23 protein-coding genes and 1 riboswitch are annotated in these 25,725 nt (G+C 48.2%); of the genes, 15 read left to right on the top strand and 8 right to left on the bottom strand.

Annotation, left to right across the window (positions count from 1 at the left end):
* Positions 1-11 precede the first annotated feature (11 nt).
* Positions 12-485, bottom strand: a complete 474-nt coding sequence (gene bfr, locus SYNPCCP_RS03825; protein ID WP_014407079.1) for a bacterioferritin — start codon at positions 483-485, stop codon at positions 12-14.
* Between the two features lie 187 nt (positions 486-672).
* On the opposite strand from bfr, the gene sipA reads away from it, so the two are divergent.
* The 7 genes from sipA to SYNPCCP_RS03790 all read left to right on the top strand — a co-directional run bounded on the left by sipA (position 673) and on the right by SYNPCCP_RS03790 (position 7,081).
* A complete protein-coding gene (gene sipA, locus SYNPCCP_RS03820; RefSeq protein WP_010871944.1) occupies positions 673-918 on the top strand; it encodes a regulatory protein SipA in 246 nt (81 codons plus the stop codon).
* Between the two features lie 36 nt (positions 919-954).
* Entirely contained in the window at positions 955-1,386 is a 432-nt protein-coding gene (locus tag SYNPCCP_RS03815) for a hypothetical protein (protein WP_010871943.1), read from the top strand.
* Between the two features lie 209 nt (positions 1,387-1,595).
* Positions 1,596-1,829: an acyl carrier protein gene (gene acpP / locus SYNPCCP_RS03810; RefSeq protein WP_010871942.1), complete on the top strand. Its 234-nt coding sequence runs from the start codon at positions 1,596-1,598 to the stop codon at positions 1,827-1,829.
* A 197-nt stretch (positions 1,830-2,026) separates the two neighbouring features.
* Positions 2,027-3,277, top strand: coding sequence for a beta-ketoacyl-ACP synthase II (gene fabF, locus SYNPCCP_RS03805; protein WP_010871941.1), 1,251 nt, complete (start codon positions 2,027-2,029; stop codon positions 3,275-3,277).
* A 122-nt stretch (positions 3,278-3,399) separates the two neighbouring features.
* Positions 3,400-5,412 (top strand): transketolase, encoded by a 2,013-nt coding sequence (gene tkt, locus SYNPCCP_RS03800; RefSeq protein WP_010871940.1) that lies wholly within the window; start codon positions 3,400-3,402, stop codon positions 5,410-5,412.
* Between the two features lie 156 nt (positions 5,413-5,568).
* Positions 5,569-6,396 (top strand): TPM domain-containing protein, encoded by an 828-nt coding sequence (locus SYNPCCP_RS03795; RefSeq protein ID WP_010871939.1) that lies wholly within the window; start codon positions 5,569-5,571, stop codon positions 6,394-6,396.
* Positions 6,397-6,436: 40 nt separating this feature from the next.
* On the top strand, positions 6,437-7,081 hold the full coding sequence (locus SYNPCCP_RS03790) for a Uma2 family endonuclease (protein WP_228670068.1): 645 nt from the start codon (positions 6,437-6,439) through the stop codon (positions 7,079-7,081).
* An 82-nt stretch (positions 7,082-7,163) separates the two neighbouring features.
* Here SYNPCCP_RS03790 and SYNPCCP_RS03785 read toward each other — a convergent pair whose 3' ends face one another.
* The 4 genes from SYNPCCP_RS03785 to hik2 all read right to left on the bottom strand — a co-directional run bounded on the left by SYNPCCP_RS03785 (position 7,164) and on the right by hik2 (position 11,890).
* Positions 7,164-7,676 (bottom strand): hypothetical protein, encoded by a 513-nt coding sequence (locus tag SYNPCCP_RS03785; protein ID WP_010871937.1) that lies wholly within the window; start codon positions 7,674-7,676, stop codon positions 7,164-7,166.
* A gap of 98 nt (positions 7,677-7,774) precedes the next feature.
* Entirely contained in the window at positions 7,775-9,580 is a 1,806-nt protein-coding gene (locus tag SYNPCCP_RS03780) for an ABC transporter ATP-binding protein (RefSeq protein ID WP_010871936.1), read from the bottom strand.
* A gap of 204 nt (positions 9,581-9,784) precedes the next feature.
* Complete coding sequence (locus SYNPCCP_RS03775; RefSeq protein ID WP_010871935.1) at positions 9,785-10,351, bottom strand: DUF4269 domain-containing protein; 567 nt, start codon at positions 10,349-10,351, stop codon at positions 9,785-9,787.
* 234 nt (positions 10,352-10,585) lie between these two features.
* Positions 10,586-11,890 carry a two-component system sensor histidine kinase Hik2 gene (gene hik2, locus SYNPCCP_RS03770; protein ID WP_010871934.1) on the bottom strand — a complete coding sequence of 435 codons (1,305 nt, stop codon included), beginning with the start codon at positions 11,888-11,890 and terminating at the stop codon, positions 10,586-10,588.
* Between the two features lie 243 nt (positions 11,891-12,133).
* Here hik2 and SYNPCCP_RS16695 point away from each other — a divergent pair, with 243 nt between their 5' ends.
* Positions 12,134-12,457: a DUF3155 domain-containing protein gene (locus tag SYNPCCP_RS16695; RefSeq protein WP_010871933.1), complete on the top strand. Its 324-nt coding sequence runs from the start codon at positions 12,134-12,136 to the stop codon at positions 12,455-12,457.
* 263 nt (positions 12,458-12,720) lie between these two features.
* On the opposite strand, the gene gltS is transcribed toward SYNPCCP_RS16695, so the two are convergent.
* Positions 12,721-13,929, bottom strand: coding sequence for a sodium/glutamate symporter (gene gltS / locus SYNPCCP_RS03760; RefSeq protein ID WP_010871932.1), 1,209 nt, complete (start codon positions 13,927-13,929; stop codon positions 12,721-12,723).
* Between the two features lie 124 nt (positions 13,930-14,053).
* On the opposite strand from gltS, the gene leuS reads away from it, so the two are divergent.
* The 3 genes from leuS (at position 14,054) to SYNPCCP_RS03745 (ending at position 19,913) form a co-directional block, all read left to right on the top strand.
* On the top strand, positions 14,054-16,663 hold the full coding sequence (gene leuS / locus SYNPCCP_RS03755) for a leucine--tRNA ligase (RefSeq protein WP_010871931.1): 2,610 nt from the start codon (positions 14,054-14,056) through the stop codon (positions 16,661-16,663).
* Positions 16,664-16,690: 27 nt separating this feature from the next.
* Entirely contained in the window at positions 16,691-16,927 is a 237-nt protein-coding gene (locus SYNPCCP_RS03750) for a hypothetical protein (protein ID WP_020861521.1), read from the top strand.
* Positions 16,928-16,994: 67 nt separating this feature from the next.
* The gene (locus SYNPCCP_RS03745; RefSeq protein ID WP_010871930.1) at positions 16,995-19,913 is read left to right on the top strand and encodes a cation-transporting P-type ATPase; all 2,919 of its coding nucleotides are present in this window, start codon (positions 16,995-16,997) and stop codon (positions 19,911-19,913) included.
* Positions 19,914-20,140: 227 nt separating this feature from the next.
* Here the strand turns inward: SYNPCCP_RS03745 and SYNPCCP_RS03740 are convergent, their stop codons facing one another.
* Together SYNPCCP_RS03740 and SYNPCCP_RS03735 are read right to left on the bottom strand one after the other, a co-directional pair.
* Positions 20,141-21,172 carry a diguanylate cyclase gene (locus SYNPCCP_RS03740; protein ID WP_010871929.1) on the bottom strand — a complete coding sequence of 344 codons (1,032 nt, stop codon included), beginning with the start codon at positions 21,170-21,172 and terminating at the stop codon, positions 20,141-20,143.
* Between the two features lie 54 nt (positions 21,173-21,226).
* Positions 21,227-21,736, bottom strand: a complete 510-nt coding sequence (locus tag SYNPCCP_RS03735) for a GAF domain-containing protein (RefSeq protein ID WP_010871928.1) — start codon at positions 21,734-21,736, stop codon at positions 21,227-21,229.
* A gap of 241 nt (positions 21,737-21,977) precedes the next feature.
* Positions 21,978-22,099: riboswitch (guanidine-I (ykkC/yxkD leader) on the top strand.
* A 73-nt stretch (positions 22,100-22,172) separates the two neighbouring features.
* Here SYNPCCP_RS03735 and speB point away from each other — a divergent pair.
* From speB to SYNPCCP_RS03715, 4 genes are all read left to right on the top strand, one after another.
* Positions 22,173-23,345, top strand: coding sequence for an agmatinase (gene speB, locus SYNPCCP_RS03730; protein ID WP_010871927.1), 1,173 nt, complete (start codon positions 22,173-22,175; stop codon positions 23,343-23,345).
* A 75-nt stretch (positions 23,346-23,420) separates the two neighbouring features.
* Positions 23,421-23,783, top strand: coding sequence for a hydrogenase maturation nickel metallochaperone HypA (hypA, locus tag SYNPCCP_RS03725; protein WP_010871926.1), 363 nt, complete (start codon positions 23,421-23,423; stop codon positions 23,781-23,783).
* Positions 23,784-23,843: 60 nt separating this feature from the next.
* Positions 23,844-24,533, top strand: coding sequence for a hydrogenase nickel incorporation protein HypB (hypB, locus tag SYNPCCP_RS03720; RefSeq protein ID WP_010871925.1), 690 nt, complete (start codon positions 23,844-23,846; stop codon positions 24,531-24,533).
* An 83-nt stretch (positions 24,534-24,616) separates the two neighbouring features.
* A complete protein-coding gene (locus SYNPCCP_RS03715; RefSeq protein WP_020861520.1) occupies positions 24,617-25,645 on the top strand; it encodes an aliphatic sulfonate ABC transporter substrate-binding protein in 1,029 nt (342 codons plus the stop codon).
* The last annotated feature ends 80 nt before the right edge of the window (positions 25,646-25,725 follow it).

Here is a 25,725-nt window from a genome sequence, read left to right as displayed (position 1 = left end):
CATATCTTGGTTTACTCTTCCCCCATCATGGATTGGAGATAATTTTCCAGTCCAGAATTACTGATAAGCCATTGCTGGGACTCTAACCAGTCAATTTGTTCTTCTGTTTCTTCAAGAATTTCCGACAACACATCCCGGCTTACATAGTCCCGTTGGGTTTCAAAGAAGGCAATGCTGTTAACTAAACCATCCCTAATGCCTTGGTTCATGGTCAGATCATTGCCCAGGATTTCCGGTACCGTCTCGCCGATGAGAAGTTTTTCCAAATTTTGGAGATTGGGGAGTCCTTCCAAAAATAAAACCCGCTCGATCAGGCTATCGGCCTGCTTCATTGCCTTGATGGATACTTTATATTCGTACTGATTAAGTGCGTTCAGCCCCCAATTTTTGCACATGCGAGCATGGAGAAAATATTGGTTAATCGCAGTAAGTTGTAGCTTTAACGCTTGGTTGAGATGTTGTCTGACTTCCAGGTTGCCTTCCATGTTGTTATCCTCTGATGTGGAGTTTTGTTTGATGTTGTTGTTTCCATTTTTACCCATTCACGGTCCGACGACGGAGTTATTTACTGGGACAGCAATAAATTGTTTAAATTGTTTTAATGTTTTACCCCTGGGAAAATTGCCTTTTTCTCAAAGGAAGTGTCCCTCTCTGACCTTAAACTGAACCAATATGGCTGATTTGTTTGTCGGTGCCCCAGTTCGTTTAATTGCCCGTCCCCCCTATTTGAAAACCGCTGATCCCATGCCCATGCTCCGTCCTCCGGATTTATTGGCGATCGCCGCGGAGGGAATGGTGGTAGACCGTCGACCGGCTGGCTATTGGGGAGTAAAGTTTGACCGAGGCACTTTTCTGTTGGAAAGCCAGTATTTGGAAGTGATTCGGCCTCAGGAAGAAAAAACGGAAGTCTCGGATTAAGAACGCCGAGTAAATGACCAAGTTTAATCTAAAAATATGGCATCAACTGTAAATCGCCTTTTTTTAGCAATTTTGACCATAGCCAGCTTCAGCCTTAGTGGAGGTTATGGATATGTTCCCGTTCCCATGGCGATCGCCGCTGACGTCCCAGAACTGACAGCAAAGGTGCCCAATTATTTGGATAAAATCCAATTTCCTCTAGGGGTTATCGATGTCTATGGATTGATGGGCCCAGAGGATGGTAAACGTTCCCAAGGCTATGAATTTTGTGTTGTGCCCGAGAAAAAAAGTGAAGTTTTGGCCATCGATCCCTCACTCACATTTTCGTCTAGCCCTGGTCGCATCGGTTGCCCCCAGGAACAATTACTGTGCCTAGGAGATACCCAGCAACCAAATTGGCAGGCCATTCTCTTTGCCCTGGCCCGGTTGAGTTACATAGAAAAAATCTTGCCCCACTGGGGAGAATAGAAGCCCCTATTTGACAAATGTTTCTGGCCAAGGGACAGGGGAAGCATCTAGTGCAAGGGATACCTTTCCGTTAAGATGGTTAACGCTGAACAATTGAGCGCATTGCTAACCAGGCGGCCCTGCGACAGCCCCAAGCTGTCCCCCGTTTTGCTGGCGATCGGCCGTTGACCCAGCACGAAAACTCTTCTTTTATAGTTAAAGGTATTGTAATGAATCAGGAAATTTTTGAAAAAGTAAAAAAAATCGTCGTGGAACAGTTGGAAGTGGATCCTGACAAAGTGACCCCCGATGCCACCTTTGCCGAAGATTTAGGGGCTGATTCCCTCGATACAGTGGAATTGGTCATGGCCCTGGAAGAAGAGTTTGATATTGAAATTCCCGATGAAGTGGCGGAAACCATTGATACCGTGGGCAAAGCCGTTGAGCATATCGAAAGTAAATAAATTCCGGCCATAGCCCCGACTCCCCCCATAGATCTTTGGAGCCGAGTTCTCGGACGGTTTAAGCCACTGTTTAGGACTGCCCCAATGCCGGTTTTGGGTTTATCAGTTTGCCCCTCGGGCTAGGCCCTGGCCCCGTCGCTGTATCTTTGCGGAGAACTCCAGGGGAGTCCCCTCCCCGATTCTATCTATTAAGTACCATGGCAAATTTGGAAAAGAAACGTGTTGTTGTAACGGGATTGGGAGCCATCACCCCCATCGGTAATACTCTCCAAGACTATTGGCAAGGCTTAATGGAGGGTCGTAACGGCATTGGCCCCATTACCCGTTTCGATGCTAGTGACCAAGCCTGCCGTTTTGGAGGGGAAGTAAAGGATTTTGATGCTACCCAGTTTCTTGACCGCAAAGAAGCTAAACGGATGGACCGGTTTTGCCATTTTGCTGTTTGTGCCAGTCAACAGGCAATTAACGATGCTAAGTTGGTGATTAACGAACTCAATGCCGATGAAATCGGGGTATTGATTGGCACGGGCATTGGTGGTTTGAAAGTACTGGAAGATCAACAAACCATTCTGTTGGATAAGGGTCCTAGCCGTTGCAGTCCTTTTATGATCCCGATGATGATCGCCAACATGGCCTCTGGGTTAACCGCCATCAACTTAGGGGCCAAGGGTCCCAATAACTGTACGGTGACGGCCTGTGCGGCGGGTTCCAATGCCATTGGAGATGCGTTTCGTTTGGTGCAAAATGGCTATGCTAAGGCAATGATTTGCGGTGGCACGGAAGCGGCCATTACCCCGCTGAGCTATGCAGGTTTTGCTTCGGCCCGGGCTTTATCTTTCCGCAATGATGATCCCCTCCATGCCAGTCGTCCCTTCGATAAGGACCGGGATGGTTTTGTGATGGGGGAAGGATCGGGCATTTTGATCCTAGAAGAATTGGAATCCGCCTTGGCCCGGGGAGCAAAAATTTATGGGGAAATGGTGGGCTATGCCATGACCTGTGATGCCTATCACATTACCGCCCCAGTGCCGGATGGTCGGGGAGCCACCAGGGCGATCGCCTGGGCCTTAAAAGACAGCGGATTGAAACCGGAAATGGTCAGTTACATCAATGCCCATGGTACCAGCACCCCTGCTAACGATGTGACGGAAACCCGTGCCATTAAACAGGCGTTGGGAAATCATGCCTACAATATTGCGGTTAGTTCTACTAAGTCTATGACCGGTCACTTGTTGGGCGGCTCCGGAGGTATCGAAGCGGTGGCCACCGTAATGGCGATCGCCGAAGATAAGGTACCCCCCACCATTAATTTGGAGAACCCCGACCCTGAGTGTGATTTGGATTATGTGCCGGGGCAGAGTCGGGCTTTAATAGTGGATGTAGCCCTATCCAACTCCTTTGGTTTTGGTGGCCATAACGTCACCTTAGCTTTCAAAAAATATCAATAGCCCACCGAAAAATTTCCCGAACCGTGGGAAGATGGTAGCAATTTGGCCTGCCTTGGCCCCTACCATTACCGCCCCCCGGTGGATATTGACCCAATTATTGCTAGTTTATTTTTCCAAACATTATGGTCGTTGCTACCCAGTCCTTAGACGAACTTTCTATTAATGCCATTCGCTTTTTAGCCGTTGACGCCATTGAAAAGGCCAAATCTGGCCACCCTGGTTTGCCCATGGGAGCCGCTCCTATGGCCTTTACCCTGTGGAACAAGTTCATGAAGTTCAATCCCAAGAACCCCAAGTGGTTCAATCGGGACCGCTTTGTGTTGTCCGCCGGCCATGGCTCCATGTTGCAGTATGCCCTGCTCTATCTGCTGGGTTATGACAGTGTGACCATCGAAGACATTAAACAGTTCCGTCAATGGGAATCTTCTACCCCCGGTCACCCGGAGAATTTTCTCACTGCTGGAGTAGAAGTCACCACCGGCCCCTTGGGTCAAGGCATTGCCAATGGTGTGGGTTTAGCCCTGGCGGAAGCCCATTTGGCTGCCACCTACAACAAGCCTGATGCCACCATTGTGGACCATTACACCTATGTGATTCTGGGGGATGGTTGCAATATGGAAGGTATTTCCGGGGAAGCCGCTTCCATTGCAGGGCATTGGGGTTTGGGTAAATTAATCGCCCTCTATGATGACAATCATATTTCCATTGATGGTTCCACCGATGTGGCCTTCACCGAAGATGTGAGCAAGCGTTTTGAAGCCTACGGTTGGCACGTGCTCCATGTCGAAGATGGCAATACCGATTTGGCGGCGATCGCCAAGGCTATTGAGGAAGCCAAGGCCGTAACCGATAAACCTTCTATGATCAAAGTCACCACCATCATTGGTTACGGTGCGCCCAATAAATCCGATACCGCGGGCATCCATGGGGCTGCTTTGGGCACTGATGAAGTGGCCGCCACCCGCAAAAACTTGGGTTGGGATTATGCTCCCTTTGAAGTGCCCCAGGAGGTGTTGGACTACACTCGCAAAGCCATTGAACGGGGAGCCAGCTACGAAGCGGAATGGAACCAAGCCTTTGCCCAATACAAAACCAAATATCCCACTGAAGCGGCCGCCTTTGAACGGCAACTGAGCGGTGCTTTACCGGAAGGTTGGGACAAAACCCTAGCTAGCTTTACCCCCGATCAAAAGGGTTTGGCCACCCGGAAATATTCCGAGGAATGTCTCAATGCGTTGGCCCCCGTATTACCAGAGTTAATTGGTGGTTCGGCGGATTTAACCCACTCCAACCTAACGGAACTTCACTGCTCTGGGGATTTCCAAAAAGGAGCTTATCAAAACCGTAACGTCCACTTTGGGGTACGGGAACATGCCATGGGGGCTATCTGTAACGGTATTGCTCTCCACGGTTCTGGGTTACTACCCTTCGGTGCTACCTTCCTAATTTTCACCGATTACATGCGGGCCGCCATTCGCCTTTCGGCCCTTTCCGAGGCAGGGGTAATTTGGGTCATGACCCACGACTCCATTGGTCAAGGGGAAGATGGTCCCACCCACCAACCCATTGAAGTGCTGGCTTCCCTCCGGGCTATTCCCAACTTGACTGTGATTCGTCCCGCCGATGGCAATGAAACCTCCGGTGCCTACAAAGTGGCGATCGCCAAAGCGAAGGAAAATGCCCCCACCCTGTTATCCTTGACCCGGCAGGCGGTACCCAATTTGCCTGGAACTTCCATTGATGCCGTGGCCAAAGGTGCCTATACCATTGTTGATTCTGAAGGTGTTCCTGAGTTAATCTTGATAGGTACGGGTTCCGAAGTACAACTTTGTGTGGCTGCTGCTGAAAAGTTAGCCGCTCAAGGCAAGAAAGTCCGGGTAGTTTCCATGCCTTCCTGGGAACTGTTTGAAACCCAGGATGCCGCCTACAAAGAGTCAGTGTTGCCAAAGGCTGTCACCAAACGCCTTTCCGTAGAAGCCGCCACCAACTTTGGTTGGCACAAATATGTGGGCACGGAAGGAGATACAGTTAGTATTGAAACATTTGGTGCCTCGGCGCCCGGCGGGGTTTGCCTCGAGAAATTTGGTTTCAGCGTTGATAATGTGCTGGCCAAAGCTAAAACTCTCCTGAGCTAGTCCCTCGCCCCCAAGCTTAAAACTCCTCACTGTCCCCTCTCCTGATTGTTAGGGGGCTTTTTTTTGTCCAGAAAAGATCAGCCGGTATGAAAATTTAACGGAGGCAATACCTTAAAATAAGGTAAACAACTGTGAAGAAACTTAAAGAAAAACTCTATGGCTGTCCATTTGCCGTCCTCTGCTACCCGTTTCAGCAAAAATTTTGTCTGGCTTTTGGCCGCTAGTTTATCTTTAATGCTGTGGTGGGGCCCGGCGAGCCCGGCCCAGGCGGTGAATAATCCTGAGTTGTTGCCGAAGGAAAAAACTCCCGTGGTGGATCTCGCCAACTTTTTACCGGAAATCCAAGAAGCTCAGTTAATCGACGATCTAAATAGTTTTGAAGTAGAAACGGGATGGAAATTGCGGGTGTTAACCCAGTACGACCGGAGTCCAGGGCGGGCGGTGATTCCTTTTTGGGGCCTAGACGACAAAAGTATTTTATTGGTGGCTGATGCAAGGGGGGGAAATTTATTAGCCTTTAGTATCGGGGATGAAGTGTATGAGTTGATGCCCCGCACCTTTTGGATTGAGATGCAGGCTCGTTTCGGCAATATGTACTACATTCGAGATAATGGCGAAAATCTAGCTATCACCGAAGCGCTGGAAACAGTTAAAGGTTGTTTGCTCAAAGGTGGTTGTAATGTGGTGCCTGGACTGCCCAGGGAACAGTGGATTTTAACCTTGGTAACTTCCATTGTGGGGGGATTGATTTTTGGCTTTGCGGCCATTCCCCGATCGCCGAATCAGACCTTTGCGTGGCAATGGGTGTTGATTATGTCGCCTCTGTGGGGAATTCTGGTCATTGCCTTTGGTATTGGCCCCGTTGTCACCCGCACCAGTGATTTTTTGCCTCTGTTCCGCAATTTAATGGGCTTTAGCCTGGGTGCCCTGGTAGCGTACCTTTCTCCCATGTTTAGCCAGATCAATAACAATCCCCAAACTTAAGCATTCAACCAGGGTGACTATGATGGAAAAAACGGAAATTATGGCGCATTCCCCCATGGTCACCACCAATTCTCCCACCCGAGTTGCCATTCTTGAAAATGGCGATCACCTCAATCGTCAAGAGTTTGAGCGAATTTATGCTGAATCTCGAATCAAAAAAGCTGAGCTAATTGAAGGAATCGTCCACGTGGCTTCTCCCCTCCGTCACACTTACCATGGTCAACCCCATAGTCAAATCATTGGTTGGCTAATAACTTACCAAGCCCAAAGAACTGGACTAGCGGTTAGTATTGAGGCCACTGTGCGGTTAGACGATGAAAACGAACTTCAACCTGATGCTATTCTTTTTCGCTTAGGGGGGAATGCCCAGATAGATGAAGATGACTACATCAGCGGTGCCCCGGAGTTAGTGGTGGAGATTGCCGCCAGCACTGCTTCCTACGACCTCCATAGCAAAAAACGAGTTTACGAAAACCATGGGGTGAAAGAGTACATTGTTTGGCGCACCATCGACCGGGAAATTGATTGGTTTGTGCTAGTGAATGGAAAATATGAACGCCTGAGTCCCGACGACAATGGATTGATGGCCAGTCAAGAATTTCCAGGCTTAGTGCTCAATACCCCTGCTATGTTGGCCAACAATATGGCCGATGTGATTACTACCCTTAACAGCTTCTCCCGTTAGTCCAAACAGCAAAATTTGGGCAACCAAAAGGAATTTCATAGTAATATTCAGCGGCACTTACCCTCTTTTAAGCAGAAAAAAGCTATGGACAGAGTTGCCCTGGTTCCGCCCAGAAACGCGCCCGACAATGGCTCCTTTCCCCGACCCAATTCACCTGCCATCGATCGCCAATGGGGATAAAATCTACCCTGGTTTGGTGCCCACTAACGGAATCATCACAACTACCCATTTGGGTGAGCAAAACAGCGACGGAATTATCGCCAACCACAGTGGCCGTCGCACTCTTGGAGCGGAAACAACCGAAATTCCCTTCCCCTAACTGCTGGGGCAACAAAGGTTGGCCGTAGAACTGTTGGATGAGTTGATTTGGACTAGTAAGTGTATTGAGATTAGACCATTGCCAAAATGTCCGTTGGGGAAGTTCTGTAAAAGGGACAACGGCAAACATTTGGCGATCGGGCAGATCAATTTGCCCGTCCCACTGATTGCCAGAATTTTGGTCGCCTTGGGCCGTAGCAGGCAGAGCCAGGGAAATCGTACTGACCAGGCCAAATGAAATTAATGGTCGGCAAAGGATGAAAAATTTCATATCCATGACAATGATTAGACAATTGCGCTGAATTTATCAGAAAATCTGTCAGCAAAGTTAGTGATGTACCAATGATGATACCAGGGAGATTCCCGGTAGGATAATTAGCCCCCCAGCATTTGTAACTGGTACAAACTAGCGTAAAGCCCCTTGAGGTCTAATAGTTGGTCATGGTTGCCAGTTTCCACAATTTCCCCGTGTTTGAGCACGAAAATGCGGTCTACATTGCGAATGGTCGATAAGCGATGGGCAATGATGATGGAAGTACGATCCTGGAGCAAATGTAACAAAGCCGCTTGAATATCCGCTTCAGTGCGGACATCTAGGCTAGCAGTGGCTTCATCCATCACCAATACATAGGGTTCCCGAATGGCCACCCGAGCAAAGGCTAGTAACTGTTTTTGTCCCCCTGACAAATTACTACCCCGTTCCCGTAATTGGGTGTGGTAACCCTGGGGTAATTCTTCAATCAGGCGATCGACGCTGGTTAATTGGGCTGCCCGTTGCACTTCTTCCAGGCTGTATTCTTCCCCTAGGGTAATGTTCCGTTTCACGTCCCCGGCAAAGAGGAAACTATCTTGGAGAATGACGCCAATAAAACGGCGCAGTTGCTGTTGGGACAGTTCTCGAATATCAATGCCATCGACTAAAATGCGACCCCGGGAGGGATCGTGCAGGCGACACAGTAGACGAATAATCGAACTTTTTCCTGCCCCCGTTGGCCCCACTAGGGCGACTTTTTCCCCGGGTTTGATGGTGAAGTTTAAATTTTTCAGCACGTACTCGTCTGGTTTATAGCCAAACCAAACATTTTCAAAGCAAATTTCCCCATGGCTACCCCGCAAAGCACCATTGATTTCAATGGGGGTAATCACCGCTTGATCTTTGATTTCTACCGGTTCTTCCATTAATTCCCCAATGCGCTCGATCGCCGTAAAGCCCGATTGAAACATGGTGAATTTATCCGCAAACTGTCGCAGGGGATTAAATAGCCGTTGTCCGTACAGAATAAACGCCGCCAACACCCCAAATTCCAGATTATCCCGCAAAATTAGCCAGCCCCCCAAACCCAGCACCCCGGCGATCGCCACTAAACTGATCCATTCCAAGGTGGCCGACACAGCAGAGTCATGGAAAATAGTTTTATCCACTGCCCGACGATATTTTTCATTCACGCGACGAAAGGAACGACTGTTTAACTCTTCCCGACGGAATAATTGCACCACATTGATACCGGCCACATTTTCCTGAAGCTGGGAATTAAGGCGGGATAACTCTTCCCGAGCTTGGTAGTTAGCTTTGCGATATTGTTGCTGGAAATAAATAATCAACACAGTCACCGGCACCAACATCCCCACCAGTAGCAGGGCCAACTGCCATTGCACCCAAAAAATAGTCACGATGATAGCCAGAATGGAGACAATGTCACTGACCACACCGATCGCCCCACTGGCAAATACTTCCCCTAATGCCTCCACGTCACTGGTGATACGGGTTACCAAACGGCCCACAGGGGTACGGTGAAAGAAGTTTACCGACAAAGAAGTGACATGTTCAAATAAATCCTGACGCACATCGGCGGTAATTTCCTGCCCCATTTTTTGCACAATAAAGCCCTGTAACCCCAAAAATAGCAACCGAATGACAATGGTGACTGCCAAGATAATCACTAGGGTATGTAAGGCCCTATCCAATGGCATGGCATCCAAAAAGCCCCAGGCTGGTTCCTCCCGCAACAGGGAAACTGCTTGCCCAATGATTAGGGGTTGCACTGCTCCAGAAAAAGCCACAGGAATCAGTAAAACTAACGCCGCCGCCAGTTCCTTGGGATAGCGCTTGACGTAAGGAAGCAGACGCAATAACAAGCGCCAATCATTATCAGACGGGGGAGCAGCAGGGGACGGGGTCATGGAGAAAGAAATGATTGACAGGGAAACTGACTAATATGTTCAAATGGAGAGATTTCGTAACGGGAAACCCGATTTACCTTTGGTCTAACAAGGTTACATAAGTCTTAAAAGCAAGCGACCATTTCCCAGCTCGCCAGGACTTAGGCAATGGTTGAGCAAGGCAAAAGGCCATTCTACTTTCACAAATCTAACCCATCTATCCCCCTAGGGTTTAAGGCGATCGCCCAACGGTGAAGTTGTGGAGGCGGCGAGAGACTTGCAAGTAGCAGTTAATGCCAACAATTCACGGTCGTCGGTTTGCTCGAGCCCAAGGATTGCCACGTAAGGCTCACCAGCCAATCCAAGAGCTTTGGCGAACGCAGGTTCGGTTTTCAAGCCAGAACGTTTCAATTCCGTCACGGTTGATTTTAGACTAGGAGACAAAGCCAGCAACCGCTGTTCAACCCGAAAATGCCGTACGCCCCACTGTTTGTTTGTCGGAATTGGCTGGCAGAAAATCTCAACGTCCCATTCAAACGCATTGAACTGAACAATGATGGATTCATGATTTTGAAAAGTTCCGTGTCGAATTTGAAAGCCATCTTGAGATTCAAACTGACGCGTTGCGAATCCTGCGAATCGGTCAAGATCGTCACAATAACAAGCAATGTCGATATCGCTGTTGGACACATCAATTCCAAGCGGCGGCGTTCCGATCACGATTGGATCGAATATACGCAGATTGGCCAGCAGGTCAAGATTCTCAATTGCTTTTTCGTAAGGGATTCGCATCGGGAATGAATAACCCCGCCGCAAGCATCGGGGTATCGAAAGAATTTAGAAGAGACTTAGTTGAAAGTTTTGATGTAGCCGCAAATAGTCCTTTCCTTGTTTTTGCACATATTTGGTGACCGTATTTTCATCCCCATGTTTGCCCACCGTACTTGTGAAATAACCATCACCGCCATATCGTTATCTATCTGAAACTCTCGGAAATCTTTGGGCCAATTTAACTGTTAATCCTGATTACACTTGTTCTCCAGAGCGTAACCAGAGGGTAAAAGTTGAGCCTGGTTGGTCTGGGTCGCGAGATAAACCGTTGGGGCTAGTGACGGTGATTTTGCCCCCCATCTGGGCTACCAAATCCGCCACGATCGCCAAACCCAAACCAGTGCCATTAATGGAGCCTCGGCCCTGAACACCACGATAATTACGCTCAAAAATTTTCTGTTGATCCTCCGGGGGAATGCCATAACCCGTGTCGGCGATCGCCAATGTGGCCCAATCCATTCCGGAAGATGACACTTTTTCTAAGGCAAGACTAACTTCTACGAGGCCACCATTGGGAGTGTATTTAATCCCATTGTCCAAAAGATTATTAACCACTTCCCGCAAAGCTAAACGGTTAGCCATCACCACGGTATCAATCAAAGCAATTTGGGCTGTTAAAGTGATATTTCTCTCGGCGGCGATCGCCTGATGGGCCAGCAAAATGGGAGGCAAAACCTCCCCTAGGGAAAAATTGGCCAGAGGCATAGTTTCCACCCGGTCCGCCGGGGGCAAAACCTGAATTGTGGTCACTGGGGAACTTGACAACAGGGGCACGGCTTCGGGGCCTTGGGATTGACTTGCTTCAAAGCTTTGTAACAATTCCTGGAGGTGTTCCCCTTGGCGGACAATGCCTTCCACCACCTGTTGACTTTTGTTGTCCCCGTGCCAACGTTTGAGCAGTAGCTTACTAAAAGTTTTTAGGGCAGTGAGGGGATTGCGGAGTTGGTGCAAGAGGTCAGCCCAATGTTGTCGCTCCCACTGGTATTGTTGATTTTGTTCCTCCCAAGCCTGGCGATACCAATCCTGTTGTTGGTCCAATAGGCAGGCCACCGCTAAGGATTTGGCGATCGCCTCCAACTGCATCATTTCCTCCCCATGCCACTGGCCCTGACTGCGGTGAATTACCAACAGCCCCACCATTTCCTCCCCATAAACCAAAGGTAAAACCAAGCGCTTATCTGCATCGAAGGGAGGAGGTTCCAAACGACTACGACGACTTAACTGGCCTACCCCCACGGGAACTGCCGGCAAAGAAAAATCGTCCATCGGGGGAGACACCTCTCCTTGTGGTAGACTTATTAACCCATAACTTTCTGACTCAACCAGCGTTGAACCATGGGAAACCACCAGCGGCACCAATCCCTGTTCCGTTTCTTCTTGATTTAGATAAACGCCGCACCAGTCCACCCGCAATCCCTGTTGCAAAAGCCGAACCTGTGACTGACAAAGGGAAATTAACCCAGCACTGGGGGAATACATTGATGAGATGGAACCGGCCATGGGGCTTGTGGTGGGGCTAGACCCCAGAAATGTTAAGAAATATTAAGATTTGAATTGGTCTACTTATGGCCCTAGGGGGCAGTTTTAGGGGGTGAAACCCTACCTAAATGGTGTTTAGAATCAGCGATCCCCTTAGCGCCGCAAGGGCTTGAGGGGCTTGATATTTAGAATTAGACCGGATATAATCGGCACGGCTTTTGTAACTATCATTACAGCATATAGCTGAAATAGGAGGTAACTGGGTTGGCACGTAAACGCAAACGGAAGAGTCGTCGTCGTCAAGAAGGTCGTAAGATTTTGGAGCTTGTTCCTCAGTTTAATATTGAAAGCGGCGAGGATAAGCCTGTCACGGCCGCTCGTCGCTACATCCAAGCTAACGAAATTCAGCCCCCGGCCTTGCTCATTGTAAAACGAAATGAGCACACTACTGATCGATATTTTTGGGCCGAGAAGGGACTGTTTGGGGCCCAGTATGTGGAAGAGAATCATTTTCTATTCCCCAGTCTGCGGGAGTATCAACTACCCACCCCTAGCACCAAAACTCCTGTAGGCGCTGGAACTCGTTAACTGAGCGGTTTCTAGGCAATAGTATTGGTTTTGTCCGGGCTGGTCTCTCTTAGCAAGTTGACTCCAGATTAGGTTCTGGGGAAAAACTCTACCTGAACTGGGGGAAGAAGTGGTCTGTTTTCGCTTCCATTCCTGTCCAAGGAGCTCAGCTCCAACGGAATCATGTCATGTTTTGGCAACTGAGTCCACTCTAGCCTGCGGGTTGGGGTGGCTGTTGCTGTCCGTTAATAATGCGCCTCATCCCTCTTTTTTTCACAATAGATCTAGCCAAGAAAATTGAGAAATTGCTGGATCACAAAGGCATTGGCAATGTCGATGAAGAAGGCCCCCACCAAGGGTACAACGATGAAAGCCTGGGGAGCGGCGCCGAATTTTTCCGTCACTGCGGTCATATTGGCGATCGCCGTGGGGGTGGCCCCCAGGGTTAAACCGGAATAACCGGAGCAAACTACCGCTGCGTTGTAGTCACGCCCCATGAGGGGAAAAACAACAGCAATGCTGTAGAGCACTGTGGCCATGAATTGGACCAGGAGGATCAGGGCGATCACTCCGCCAATGTCGGCTAAGGTCCAGAGTTGCAGGCTCATCAGGGAAATGGCCAGGAATAGTCCCAAACTAACGTCGGAAATCAGGGCGAGGGAAGGGGTTTCCGCCGGCCAAGGGAATTTTTTAAAAGCGAGGGGAATGGTGTTGGTGAGCACGATCCCCGCCAGTAAACAGGAAACAAAGGCCGGCAACATTAACCCCAACTTAGCAACCAGATCGTTAATTTCATAGCCAAGACCGATGGTAACGCCAATGACTAAAATGGTGTGGAGCATGGTGTTGTAATCAATTTGCACATTGTCCTGATCTCGCCGGATGCCAATGGTCAAATCTTTAGTGTCACAATCCGGTTCTAACTTATTGCGGATAATTAAAAATTTGGCGATGGGGCCTCCCACAATGCCCCCGAACACCAGCCCAAAAGTGGCACAGGCTATGGCAATTTCCGAAGCATTACGGATGCCGTGGTTATCATAAAAAACCGGAGACCAGGCGATCGCCGTGCCATGGCCACCACTCAGGGAAATGGACCCGGAGAGTAAACCCACTGGTAACGCCTGCCCCAATAGGGAAGCCATACCCACCCCGACAAAATTTTGAATTACTAAAAAACTCACCGCTGTTGCTAAAAGAATCAATAGGGGTTTGCCGCCCTGGAGTAGGACTTTTAACTTGGAAGATAGACCAATGCAGGTAAAGAAAATAATTAAAAAAGCATCCCTAATCGGAAAATTGAAAGCTACTTCTGTGCGAAAAATACCGTAGATGAGACCAAAAAACAGGGAAGCTAGCACTCCACCGGAAACGGCATCGGGAATATTAAAACTCTGCAAAAACTTAATTTTTTTAGTGAGATATTTACCAATGTAAAGCACTAAAATTGCGACAATAATTGTCTGGCGTATGTTGAATTGAATAGTTTCCATAATCGCAAATTTCAATCTCTACGTGGTCACTGGTCTAGGATGGTTAACAGACAACCTTGGGCCCAAGTCAGAATGGTATACTAACAAGCCTGTAATCAACTGGGCTTAGGAGATCTTGGTCGTCGTGGCATCCCCATACAACGCTGGTGAAATCGAGCAAAAATGGCAACAACGCTGGGCTGAATGGGGGTTGGACAAAACACCGATCGCCTCTGATCTGCCTAAATTTTATGCCCTGTCCATGTTTCCCTATCCTTCCGGGAACCTCCACATGGGCCATGTGCGCAACTACACCATCACCGATGTCATTGCTCGGTTAAAACGGATGCAGGGTTACCAGGTGTTGCATCCTATGGGTTGGGATGCCTTTGGTTTACCGGCGGAAAATGCAGCCATTGAGCGGGGTATTCCCCCCAAGCAGTGGACAGAAAAAAATATTGCCCAGATGCGAGCCCAGTTGCAACAGTTGGGGCTTTCCATCGATTGGGAACGGGAAGTGGCCACCTGTGCCCCCGATTATTACCGTTGGACCCAATGGTTGTTTTTGGAATTTTTCCAAGCTGGTTTGGCCTACCAAAAAGAAGCCACCGTTAATTGGGACCCCATTGATCAAACAGTTCTGGCCAATGAGCAGGTCGATAGTGAAGGCCGCTCCTGGCGATCGGGGGCCATGGTGGAGCGTAAATTATTGCGGCAATGGTTCTTAAAAATCACCGACTACGCCGAAGCTTTACTGAATGATTTAGAGCAATTAACGGGCTGGCCAGAACGGGTCAAACTGATGCAGTCCCATTGGATTGGCAAATCCGTGGGGGCTTATTTGGAATTTCCCATCAAGGATAGTCAGGAAAAAATTGCTGTTTTCACCACCCGCCCGGACACGGTTTACGGCGTTACCTACGTGGTTTTAGCCCCAGAACATCCTTTAACCAAGGTGGTTACCACAGCAGAACAACAGGGCACAGTGGATGAGTTTGTCGCCATGGTGGCCAAAGAGAGTGAAATTGAACGGACAGCGGAGGATAAACCCAAGCGTGGTGTTAAAACCGGTGGCATTGCTATCAATCCCTTCAACGGAGAAGAAATTCCCATTTTGATTGCCGATTATGTTCTATACGAATACGGCACCGGCGCAGTGATGGGGGTTCCCGCCCACGATCAACGGGATTTCAAATTTGCCCAGGATAATAATTTGCCCATGCAAGTGGTGATTATTCCCGACGATGCCGATAACAGTGATGTGAATTTGACGGTGGCCTATACCGAAGCGGGGGTGATGGTTAATTCAGCTCAATTCACCGGTATGGCTTCCCCCAAAGCAAAACAGGCCATTATTAAATTCGCTGAAGATAATGATTATGGTCGGGCCAAAGTGCAATATCGTCTGCGGGATTGGTTGATTTCTCGACAACGATATTGGGGCTGTCCCATTCCCATCATTCATTGCGATGACTGTGGAGCAGTGCCCGTACCGACCAAGGATTTGCCGGTGGAGTTGCCAGATAATGTGGAATTTTCCGGTCGTGGCCCTTCTCCCCTAGCGAAATTAGAGGATTGGATTAACGTGCCCTGTCCCAGTTGTGGAAAACCAGCCCGGCGGGAAACGGACACCATGGATACGTTCATTGATTCTTCCTGGTATTTTCTGCGTTATGCCGATGCCCAAAACACTGAGTTGCCCTTTGATGGGGAAAAAGTTGCCCACTGGTTGCCGGTAGACCAGTATGTGGGGGGCATTGAACACGCCATTTTACATTTGCTTTATTCCCGCTTTTTCACCAAAGTTTTGGCCGATCGCCAGTTAATTCCCGTCAAAGAACCGTTCCAAAAATTGTTAACCCAGGGCATGGTGCAGGGTATTACCTACAAAAATCCCACCACGGGCAAATATGTGCCGGCCAAGGATTTGCAAACGGGACAACAGGTAATTGATCCCAAGGATCCAAAGGACCCCGACAGTGGGGAACCGCTACAGGTTTTCTACGAAAAAATGTCTAAATCCAAATTTAACGGTGTGGATCCCCAAGAAGTGTTGGCTAAATATGGTGCCGACACCGCCCGGATGTTTATCCTTTTCAAAGCCCCTCCAGAGAAGGATTTAGAATGGGACGATGCGGACGTGGAAGGTCAATTCCGCTTTCTCAATCGGGTTTGGCGCTTAGTAACCGATTACATTGGCGATCCCGCAGGGATCCGCTTCGCGGTGCGCCCCGAAACCTTAGTGACCAACGAGCCTTTAACTAAAGCGGAGAAAGATTTACGGCGGGCTATCCATGGGGCAATCAAAGAAGTGGCGGAGGATTTGAACGACGATTACCAGTTCAACACCGCTATTTCCGAAATGATGAAACTCAGTAATGCCCTAATTGCGGCGACGGATTTGATTTCTTTTCCCGTTTACCAAGAAGGCATTGAAACCCTGCTGTTACTCCTTGCTCCCTTTGCGCCCCACTTGACGGAGGAATTGTGGCATCGTTTGGGTCGTACTGACTCCATTCACCAACAGGCTTGGTTGCAGGTGGATCCCACTGCCCTAGTATTAGATGAAATTACGTTGGTCATTCAAGTGCTAGGCAAAACTCGGGGAACTATCACTGTTCCCGCCAGTGCGGATAAAACCCAGTTGGAAGAATTGGCCCGTAATTCTGATTTAGCCCAACGTTATTTGGAAGGGAAAACGATTAAAAAGGTAATTGTCGTACCGGGTAAATTAGTCAATTTTGTTATCACCTAGGGCTGATTTTACGGGGGAATTGCGCCAATGAAAAAAAACGCCGGCCAACAAGTTACCAGATCAAAACAGGAGTTGGTAATCAGATCTTTTTTTGGTCTATTTTTCCTCGCCCTGGCGATCGCCATTCTGGTGTTATCCACCCCGGCCAATAGAATGGGATCATTGTTTGCCGCCCTGATTATCGGTAGCTTGGGCGCAGACGAATTGATCAGTCTTCATTTACAAAGGCGATCGCTCCTATCCCGCATTGGGCCATTGCCATAAATTAGAGACAACTTTTTAGGCGACAACAGTTAAGTTTGAATCTTTGTAAGATTGGGAATCATACCTAATGGGATGGAAAACCATCTTTGTTGCACCGATGAATTCCTCCACCACGGTTTGGTCTATTGCCCCAGAAGCGGTTTACGAAAGGTTGGAGACGAGTCCCCAAGGTTTATCCGGCGAGGAAGCGGCCCGAAGATTGCAACGCTATGGACTGAACGAGCTGGCGGAACCGGTACAACGACCTTTATGGTTGCGTTTTGTTGATCAGATGACCCATTTCATGGCGTTATTGCTCTGGGTGGCGGGCATTCTGGCTTTTGTTTCCGGTACGCCGCAGTTGGGCTGGGCCATTTGGGCGGTGATTTGGATTAATGGTTTATTTAGTTTTAGTCAGGAATTTCGGGCCGAAAAAGCCCTGGCGACCCTCAAGAAAGTTCTCCCAGCCCAGGTAAAAGTTTATCGGGACGGCACTTTACAGTCTGTTCTGGCTAGGGAATTAGTGCGGGGGGATGTGGTGCAATTGGAAGAAGGCGATCGGGTATCGGCGGATTTGCGCTTAGTTTCAGCGGATAGTTTATACGTTGATGTGTCGGTGATGACGGGGGAATCCTTACCCGTAGCTCGTTTTGCCGAATCGGCCCAAATTCGAGAAGTTGTGCCTAAACGGGGCGGTCAAGTTTTAGTCCATGGGGGGGAAAGGGCACTGCAAGACCCGGTTAAAGCCCAGGAAATTCGCAATTTAGTCCTAGCCGGTTCCACCATTGCCACGGGGCGGGGAGTAGGGGTTGTCTATGCCACCGGAGCGGAAACGGAATTTGGCCATATGGCCCATCTCACCACCAATGTTAAGCGGGAACCCAGCACCCTGGAAGTCCAAATTAGCCAGATTGTGCGGGTAATTACCCTGATTGCCGTTGGCATGGGAGTTTTGGTGTTTGTGTTGGCGTCCCTGGTGACCCATCTGGAATTAAAGGAAAGTTTCATTTTTGCCATTGGCATTATTGTTGCCCTAGTGCCAGAAGGTTTGTTGCCCACGGTGACTTTATCCCTGGCCATGGGGGTACAACGGATGGCCAAACGTAATGCTTTGGTGCGGCGATTATCGGCGGTGGAAACCCTCAGTGCCACTACAGTTATTTGTACAGATAAAACGGGAACTTTAACTAAAAATGAAATGACCGTTCGTTCTCTTTGGATTCCGGCAACGAACCATGGCCAAACCTTAACGGTGCCAGGGGAAGGCTATGATCCCAGCACGGGCAAAATTACCTTTCCCCCAGGTAAAGATGAAAAGCAACAGGTTAAATTACTGCTCATTGGTTCCGCTCTTTGTTCCAATGCCCATTTGATTCATCCTTCCGGTTCCAGCCGTTGGCAAGAAATGGGAGACCCCACGGAAGCGGCATTATTGGTGGCCGCTCTGAAGGCAGATTTTGATTTAGAACAACTCCAGCAAGATTATCCCCGGCGCAGGGAAGTGCCCTTTGATTCCCGACGACGGATGATGACGGTGGTTTTGGATTGGCAAAAGGCTGGGGAAAATTTGCCTTTCCTTACTTCCGGCAGAAATGATTTGCCATGGGAAAATTTGGCTTTTACCAAAGGTGCTCCCCTGGAGGTGTTGCGCTGTTGTCAATCCATTTTAAAAGCCGGACAGGTGACCGAACTAACCTCCGGCGATCGCCAAATAATTACGGAGGCCAATGATCACTACGCCAAGGAAGGTTTTCGAGTATTGGGCTTGGCGGTTCGGGCCGACCATGAAAATTTACTAGAAGCATCACCCCAAACCCTAGAGCAACAATTAATTTTCGTGGGTTTAGTGGCCATGTTTGATCCTCCTCGGCCAGAAGTGCCTGAGGCGATCGCCCGTTGTCATGGGGCCGGTATTGCTATCACCATGGTCACTGGGGACTATGGCCTCACCGCAGAGGCGATCGCCAGAAGTATTGGTCTAGTCAAGGAAAAAGTACGGGTAGTGACTGGGGATGGGCTAACCCATTTGTCCGATGCCCAACTGCGACAGATTTTAAAATATCGTTCTGGTCTTATCTTTGCCCGCATGGCCCCGGAACAAAAACTACGCTTAGTGCAAGCTTATCAGGGCTTGGGGCAGATTGTGGCGGTAACGGGGGATGGGGTCAATGATGCTCCGGCATTGCGGGCGGCCAACATTGGCATTGCCATGGGCTTAAACGGGACCGATGTGGCCAGGGAAGCGGCGGATATTGTGCTTACCGACGATAATTTTGCCACCATTGTCAGCGCAGTGGAAGAAGGCCGCACAGTTTATCAAAACATCCGCAAGTTTATAACTTACATTTTGGCTTCCAATGTAGCGGAGTTAGTACCATTTTTAGCAATGATTTTCCTCAACATTCCCCCCGCATTACTAATTATGCAAATTCTAGCCATTGACTTAGGAACGGACATGGTTCCGGCCTTAGCCTTGGGTATAGAAAAAGCTGAAGTCGGAACGATGAAATTGCCTCCCCGCCAAAAAAATCAAGCCCTATTAGATCGTGCTTTATTGTTAAGAGCTTACTGCTTTCTAGGCATAATTGAAGCGGGTTTGGGCATGGCCGGATTTTTCTTAGTTTGGGGAAGTTACGGTTACGGATTAGCTGAGTTACAAGCCGTTACGACAAGTATTCTCCATCACACAGCAGATCCAATTTTAATGGCTATCTATGCCCAGGCCACCACCATGACCCTAGCAGTGATTGTGGCCTGTCAAGATGGAAATGTTTTTGCTTGCCGCTCAGAACGCACTTCTGCCTTCAAGTTAGGCTGGTTTAGTAATCCCTTAATTTGGATTGGCATTGCCACGGAATGGATGTTAATTTTGTCTTTAATGTATTTTCCTTCTCTCCAAGCTATTTTCACTACCACTCCACTGACAAATTGGCAGTTTGCTCTGCTTCTTTCCTGTCCTCCTTTATTGTTAGGAGCGGAGGAGTTACGGAAATTTAAATTCCTATGATCATAATGACTTGAATGACTACCATTGTCTTTACTTCACATCTTCTAGCTCATCCTGGTGAAAAAATTCTAATACATCAAGCTTAAGTAAATCCAATTGATTTGATGGTAGAGATTGTTCATCTTTTCGGTAATCTATGACCCACCATGTTTGCTTGAAGAAGTGGAGTGGAGCCAATCACCAAAAGGGTAAGTCTACCTCACCTTAAAAAGTTTTTACGATCGCCATTATTCTGCCAGTTGAAAATTGCCCTTACCAAGACGTTTGACTTTCATCAACTGATTATCTGCCTGTTCTACCCAATACTGGAGTGCTTCACCCTGGTTGGTAAATACACTGACTCCCCCCATACTCAAGCTGATTGCCATGGGTCCCGCAGATGTGGGTACTGGGTTTTGGGCAATGGTGGCTTGAATTCTTTCTAGGAGCACAGCGGTCTGCTCCCGACCAGAACCAGGCAGAATAAGCATGAACTCATCTCCTCCCCATCTGCCCAAAATATCGTAGGAACGAAGAACTGAAATGATTAAACGGGCACTACCCTGCAGAACCTCGTCTCCGACTAAATGACCGTGTTGATCGTTGATTTGTTTAAAGTTGTCAAAATCAATCATGACAATGGAAATAGGAGAATTTTTGCGGGTAGCGTACTCCCATTCCCGTTTTAGAAGAGTTTCAATGCCCAAACGGTTCCAGAGTCTTGTTAAGCTATCGACCATGGCCACCCTTTCAAGTTCATCCAGTTCTTGAATTAGCTGTATTTGAGCCTCCGATAGGGCGATCGCCGCCAGTTCAGACTCCACCATTTTGGAGAGGTCGTAGAGAATTTCCTGTTCTTCCGCCGACAATTCCCGGGGCACCCGATCAATGGCGCAGAGGGTTCCCACATGGATATCTTGACCCAAATTAAGGGGATAACCGGCATAAAATCGGATGAAAGGCTCGTCGGTTACCAAGGGATTGTCAGCAAAGCGTTCATCCTGGGTAGCATCCTCGACCAACAGTAATTCATCCCTGAGGATGGCGTGGGCGCAAAAGGCAATTTCACGGGGGGTTTCGGAAGCATTTAACCCTTGAATAGATTTAAACCACTGGCGTGATTCATCAACTATTGATATGGCGGCAATGGGCACTTTGAGGGACCGGCAGACCATACGGGTAATACGCTCAAATCTTTCTTCAATGGGAGTATCCAAAATATTGAGTTGCCTCAAAACTGCCAGGCGTTGCTCCTCATTTTGCGGTAATTTAGCTTCCATCCCTACATTTCCTGACTTTGCTGTGGCTGAATTTTTACTTTACTGAAACTTTACCTAAACCGTAAAAAATCTCTTGAACATGTGAGCCTTTAGCTCATTAGCCACGGTGATTGCAAGGTCTTCTAAAAACTGAACATCGTCGTCGGATATTTCCCTGGGCTTAGTGTCATAAACACAGAGAGTGCCCACATGGATATTATCGAGTATTTTCAGGGGGTGACCAGCATAAAATCGGACGTGGGGGGCCTCGAGGACAAGGGGATTGTCGGCAAAACGGAGGTCAGATAGGGTATCGGAAATAACTAGGGTGCGGTCCTCCAGAATTGTATGGGCGCAGAAGGAGACACAGCGGGGAGTTTCGGTTAAGTCTAAGCCCCGAATGGATTTAAACCATTGACGATTTTCATCAACCAAAGAAATGGCAGCTACGGGCATATCCAGCACCCGACATAATAGCCTAGTAATGCGGTTGAACTTTTCATCGCTTGGCGTATCAAGAATTTTAAGATTCTGTAGATGGGCTAAGCGCTGCTGTTCATTGGCTGGGATGGCCGCTTGTTGCATTGGCTGGGCAATTGTTGATTGAGTTGCGTTCCTGAATAGTTAGATCAATTAGTAATCACACCAATGGTGCGAGACCTGTGACCTTTTCCCATGTGCATACTCAGGATATCGCAAAGCTATGCTCAATCCCTGGATAGGGAAAAAAAGCTAATTGATGTCAGGTTTTAAACTTTAGTTTGGCGATCGCCGATAAAAAGTAGCACAGAACACAGTTAACTTAATCATCCCTAGCTAGGGTAGGGGATATTGTTTCTAGGGTTCCGATTCCTGGTGATGTGGGGAATGGCTGGTCCGAGAGAAACAGGCTAGGCTTTGTAAAGATTTTTGCCACTAGCTACACGGCGGGACAAAAGCCCGGGAGACTTTAATGACCAGTGCTTAGGTGTTGTCATTAATAACTCCTGGGCAGATTTTGTTGTTTAGCTAGTAACTACCTATGAGCGATGCCACCCCGTTTCGTCCCCCTTCTGAAGCTGAAGAAGCCTTAATCAAAGAAACTCGGCTACCCCTGACCGGTTGGCAGCAGGAGGTTGACCAAGGGCTAACCTATGGTTTAGAAGCCGCCGCCAGCATTAAAGACCGCTCCATCCCCACCTTTTCCCGGGGAGAATTGCCCCACTATGCGGGCATTAACACCTTCATGAAGGCTCCATATCTGGAAGATGTGCGGGAAGTCGGGAAATATGATGTGGCGATCGTCGGAGTGCCCCATGATTCTGGCACCACCTATCGACCAGGTACCCGTTTTGGCCCCCAGGGGATTCGTCGTATTTCTGCTTTGTACACTCCCTACAACTTTGAAATGGGGGTGGATTTACGGGAGCAAATTAGTCTCTGTGACGTGGGGGATATTTTCACCATTCCCGCCAACAATGAGAAATCCTTTGACCAAATTTCCAAAGGTATTGCCCACATTTTCAGTTCCGGAGCGTTTCCGATAATTCTGGGGGGTGATCATTCCATTGGTTTTCCTACGGTGCGGGGCATCTGTCGTCATTTGGGGGATAAAAAAGTCGGCATTATCCATTTCGATCGCCATGTGGACACCCAGGAAACGGACTTAGACGAACGGATGCACACTTGTCCCTGGTTCCACGCCACCAACATGGCCAACGCTCCAGCTAAAAACCTAGTGCAATTAGGCATTGGTGGTTGGCAAGTACCCCGCCAGGGGGTCAAAGTTTGTCGGGAACGGGCCACCAACATTTTGACCGTCACTGATATTACCGAAATGAGTTTGGATGCGGCGGCGGACTTTGCCATTGCCCGGGCCACCGATGGCACCGATTGCGTTTGGATTAGTTTTGACATTGACTGCATTGATGCAGGTTTTGTCCCCGGCACCGGTTGGCCAGAACCCGGTGGTTTACTACCCCGAGAAGCTCTGTATTTACTTAAACGCATTATTCGGGAAACTAACGTTTGCGGCATGGAAGTGGTGGAAGTTTCCCCTCCCTACGACATCAGCGACATGACTTCGTTGATGGCCACCAGGGTAATTTGCGACACCATGGCCCATTTAGTGGTTTCTGGCCAATTACCCCGCACGGAAAAACCGGCCTATATCCATGCTGAAGCGAACATGGCAGTGGATGAGCCCTGGCAATAGTAACTTTAACTTGACTAATTATTGCCAAATTGATGGCTCTGAAATAATCGGCGATCGCCTTTGGGAGAGGTAAAAATGCATGAAACAGACATGACCAAAGCCCTGATTATGACTATTCAGGATTGGTTTGATCAACAAGTTGAAAAACCCCAAATCACCAAGATTCACCTCCTAGTGGGTCAGTTTACCTGTGTGGAACCAGTGAGTTTGCAATTTGCTTTTGAAGTGCAAACCAAGCAAACCTTTTTAAATGGGGCGGAATTGGTAATCAAAGATGTGCCTTTGGTTGCCTACTGCCATACTTGCCAAACGGAATATAGTCCCGAAATTGGTTTGCAATATTCCTGTCCCACCTGCCGATCTCCGATGGATGACATCCGTTCCGGGCGGGAGCTAAAAATTGACCGCATTGAACATCATCAGTGCACTCCGGCTTAAGCCCTAACCCACCGAGACTAAATTTTTTATTAACTTGTCCACTGTTACTGCCAAGAAACTATGCACCAATCCATTGACACGGCGATCGGTCTAAATTTGCTCCACGCAAACCAGGCAGGTGCCGACCATAATCGAGCACATTTTGATGAATGGGGTATTACCTGTTTAAACCTAATGAGTAGCCCCGGAGCCGGTAAAACTGTTCTGCTCGAAAAAACCTTGGCCGCCCTCCAAAGTGAGTTAAAAATGGCGGTTATCGAAGGGGATATGACCACGGAATTAGACGCCGATCGCCTGCGGCAATATGGTAGCCCTGTAATCGCCATTAACACCGGTCGTTCCTGTCATTTAGATGCCAAAATGGTGGCAGGGGGAATTCATCGTTTACAGGAAGATTACAATCCTAAAGAATTTGATTTGGTGCTGGTGGAAAATGTGGGCAATCTAGTTTGCCCAGCGGAATTTGAAGTGGGGGAACATAGTAAAGTCGCACTACTCAGTGTCACCGAAGGGGAAGACAAACCCCTAAAATATCCAGTTATGTTCCAGGAAGCAGATTGTTTACTAATTACTAAAACTGATCTCATTCCCCATTTAGATATTGATCTAGAAAAATTAGCCGCTAACGTCCGTTCCATGAACCCCCATGTGACCATTATTCCAGTATCGGCTAAAACCGGAGAGGGTTTGGATACTTGGTTTAGTTGGGTTAAGAGTCAAGTTAAAGTACCGATGATAGTTTCTATCTAGAAATTTTTAAAAAGTCAAAATCAACACAGTAAAACTTTTCAATTTAGTTTTATATGTTATTAACAACTAGCGGAGAAAAATCGATGCCCAGACGTAGTTTAATTTCCTTAATTCTGATTTTTTGTAGCACCTTACTGTTAACAGTTAGTTGTGCCCAAACCCCAGAGCAATCCCAAACCTCTGCTCCGGTTCCCGAAGGACCTCCCATTGTCATTGGTTATAGCAACTGGGCGGGTTGGTGGCCCTGGGCGATCGCCGAGGAAGAAGGCCTATTTGCCAAAAACGGTGTCAATGTGGAAATGAAGTGGTTTGACGGTTATCTGGAATCCATGCAAGCCTTAGCCGCCGGGCAGTTGGATGGCAATAGTCAAACTTTAAACGACACCATTTCCTTTGCTGGGGAGGCAGTTAACGGAGAAGTGGCAGTACTAGTGAATGATAACTCCGCTGGCAATGACAAAATTATTGTTACCGCCGACATCAATACTGTTCAGGATCTCAAGGGTAAAACCGTGGCGATCGAAGAAGGGGTAGTGGATGATTTTCTGCTCAGTTTAGCTCTGGAAAGGGAAGGCATGAGCCGGGATGATGTGGTAATCAAGCCTTTGGAAACAGGGGCGGCGGCGGCGGCCTTTGCAGCGGGACAAGTGGACGCAGTAGGGGCGTTTCCTCCATTTTGGTTAACAGCTCTGAAACGGGAAGGCTCTAAAGAGTTAGTTACTTCCGCCGAATTTCCCGGAGCTATTCCTGACCTTTTAGTCGTGACAGAAAAATTAATTCAGGAAAAACCAGAGCAAGTACAAGCATTAGTTAACACCTGGTTTGATATTCGTAAATTCATGGAGGAAAATCCCGAAAAATCCGATGAAATTATGGCTAAACGGGCGGGGGTGAGCCAAGAAGAACTACAACTATTTAAGGATGGCACTCGCTTTTTAACTCTAGAGGAAAATTTAGAAGCTTTTAGCCCTGGAGATAGTATGGTGCACATGCCCTTTGCTGCCCAAAAAATGGCAGATTTTATGACTAAAGTCGGCTTTATTGAAAAAGCCCCTGACCTGACCAAGATTCTCGATGCTCAGTTTGTGAAAACCTTAGCTGGTAAGGCTTAGTTTTTACTTCGAGTTCTCATCTCCAACCAGTAATCGGAGGGATTTTGATTTTTCTTTGTGACAATTTGCTCACTCTGTTA

The organism is Synechocystis sp. PCC 6803 substr. PCC-P, assembly GCF_000284455.1.
Lineage (GTDB): Bacteria > Cyanobacteriota > Cyanobacteriia > Cyanobacteriales > Microcystaceae > Synechocystis.
This window is presented reverse-complemented; position numbering and strand designations above follow the sequence as displayed.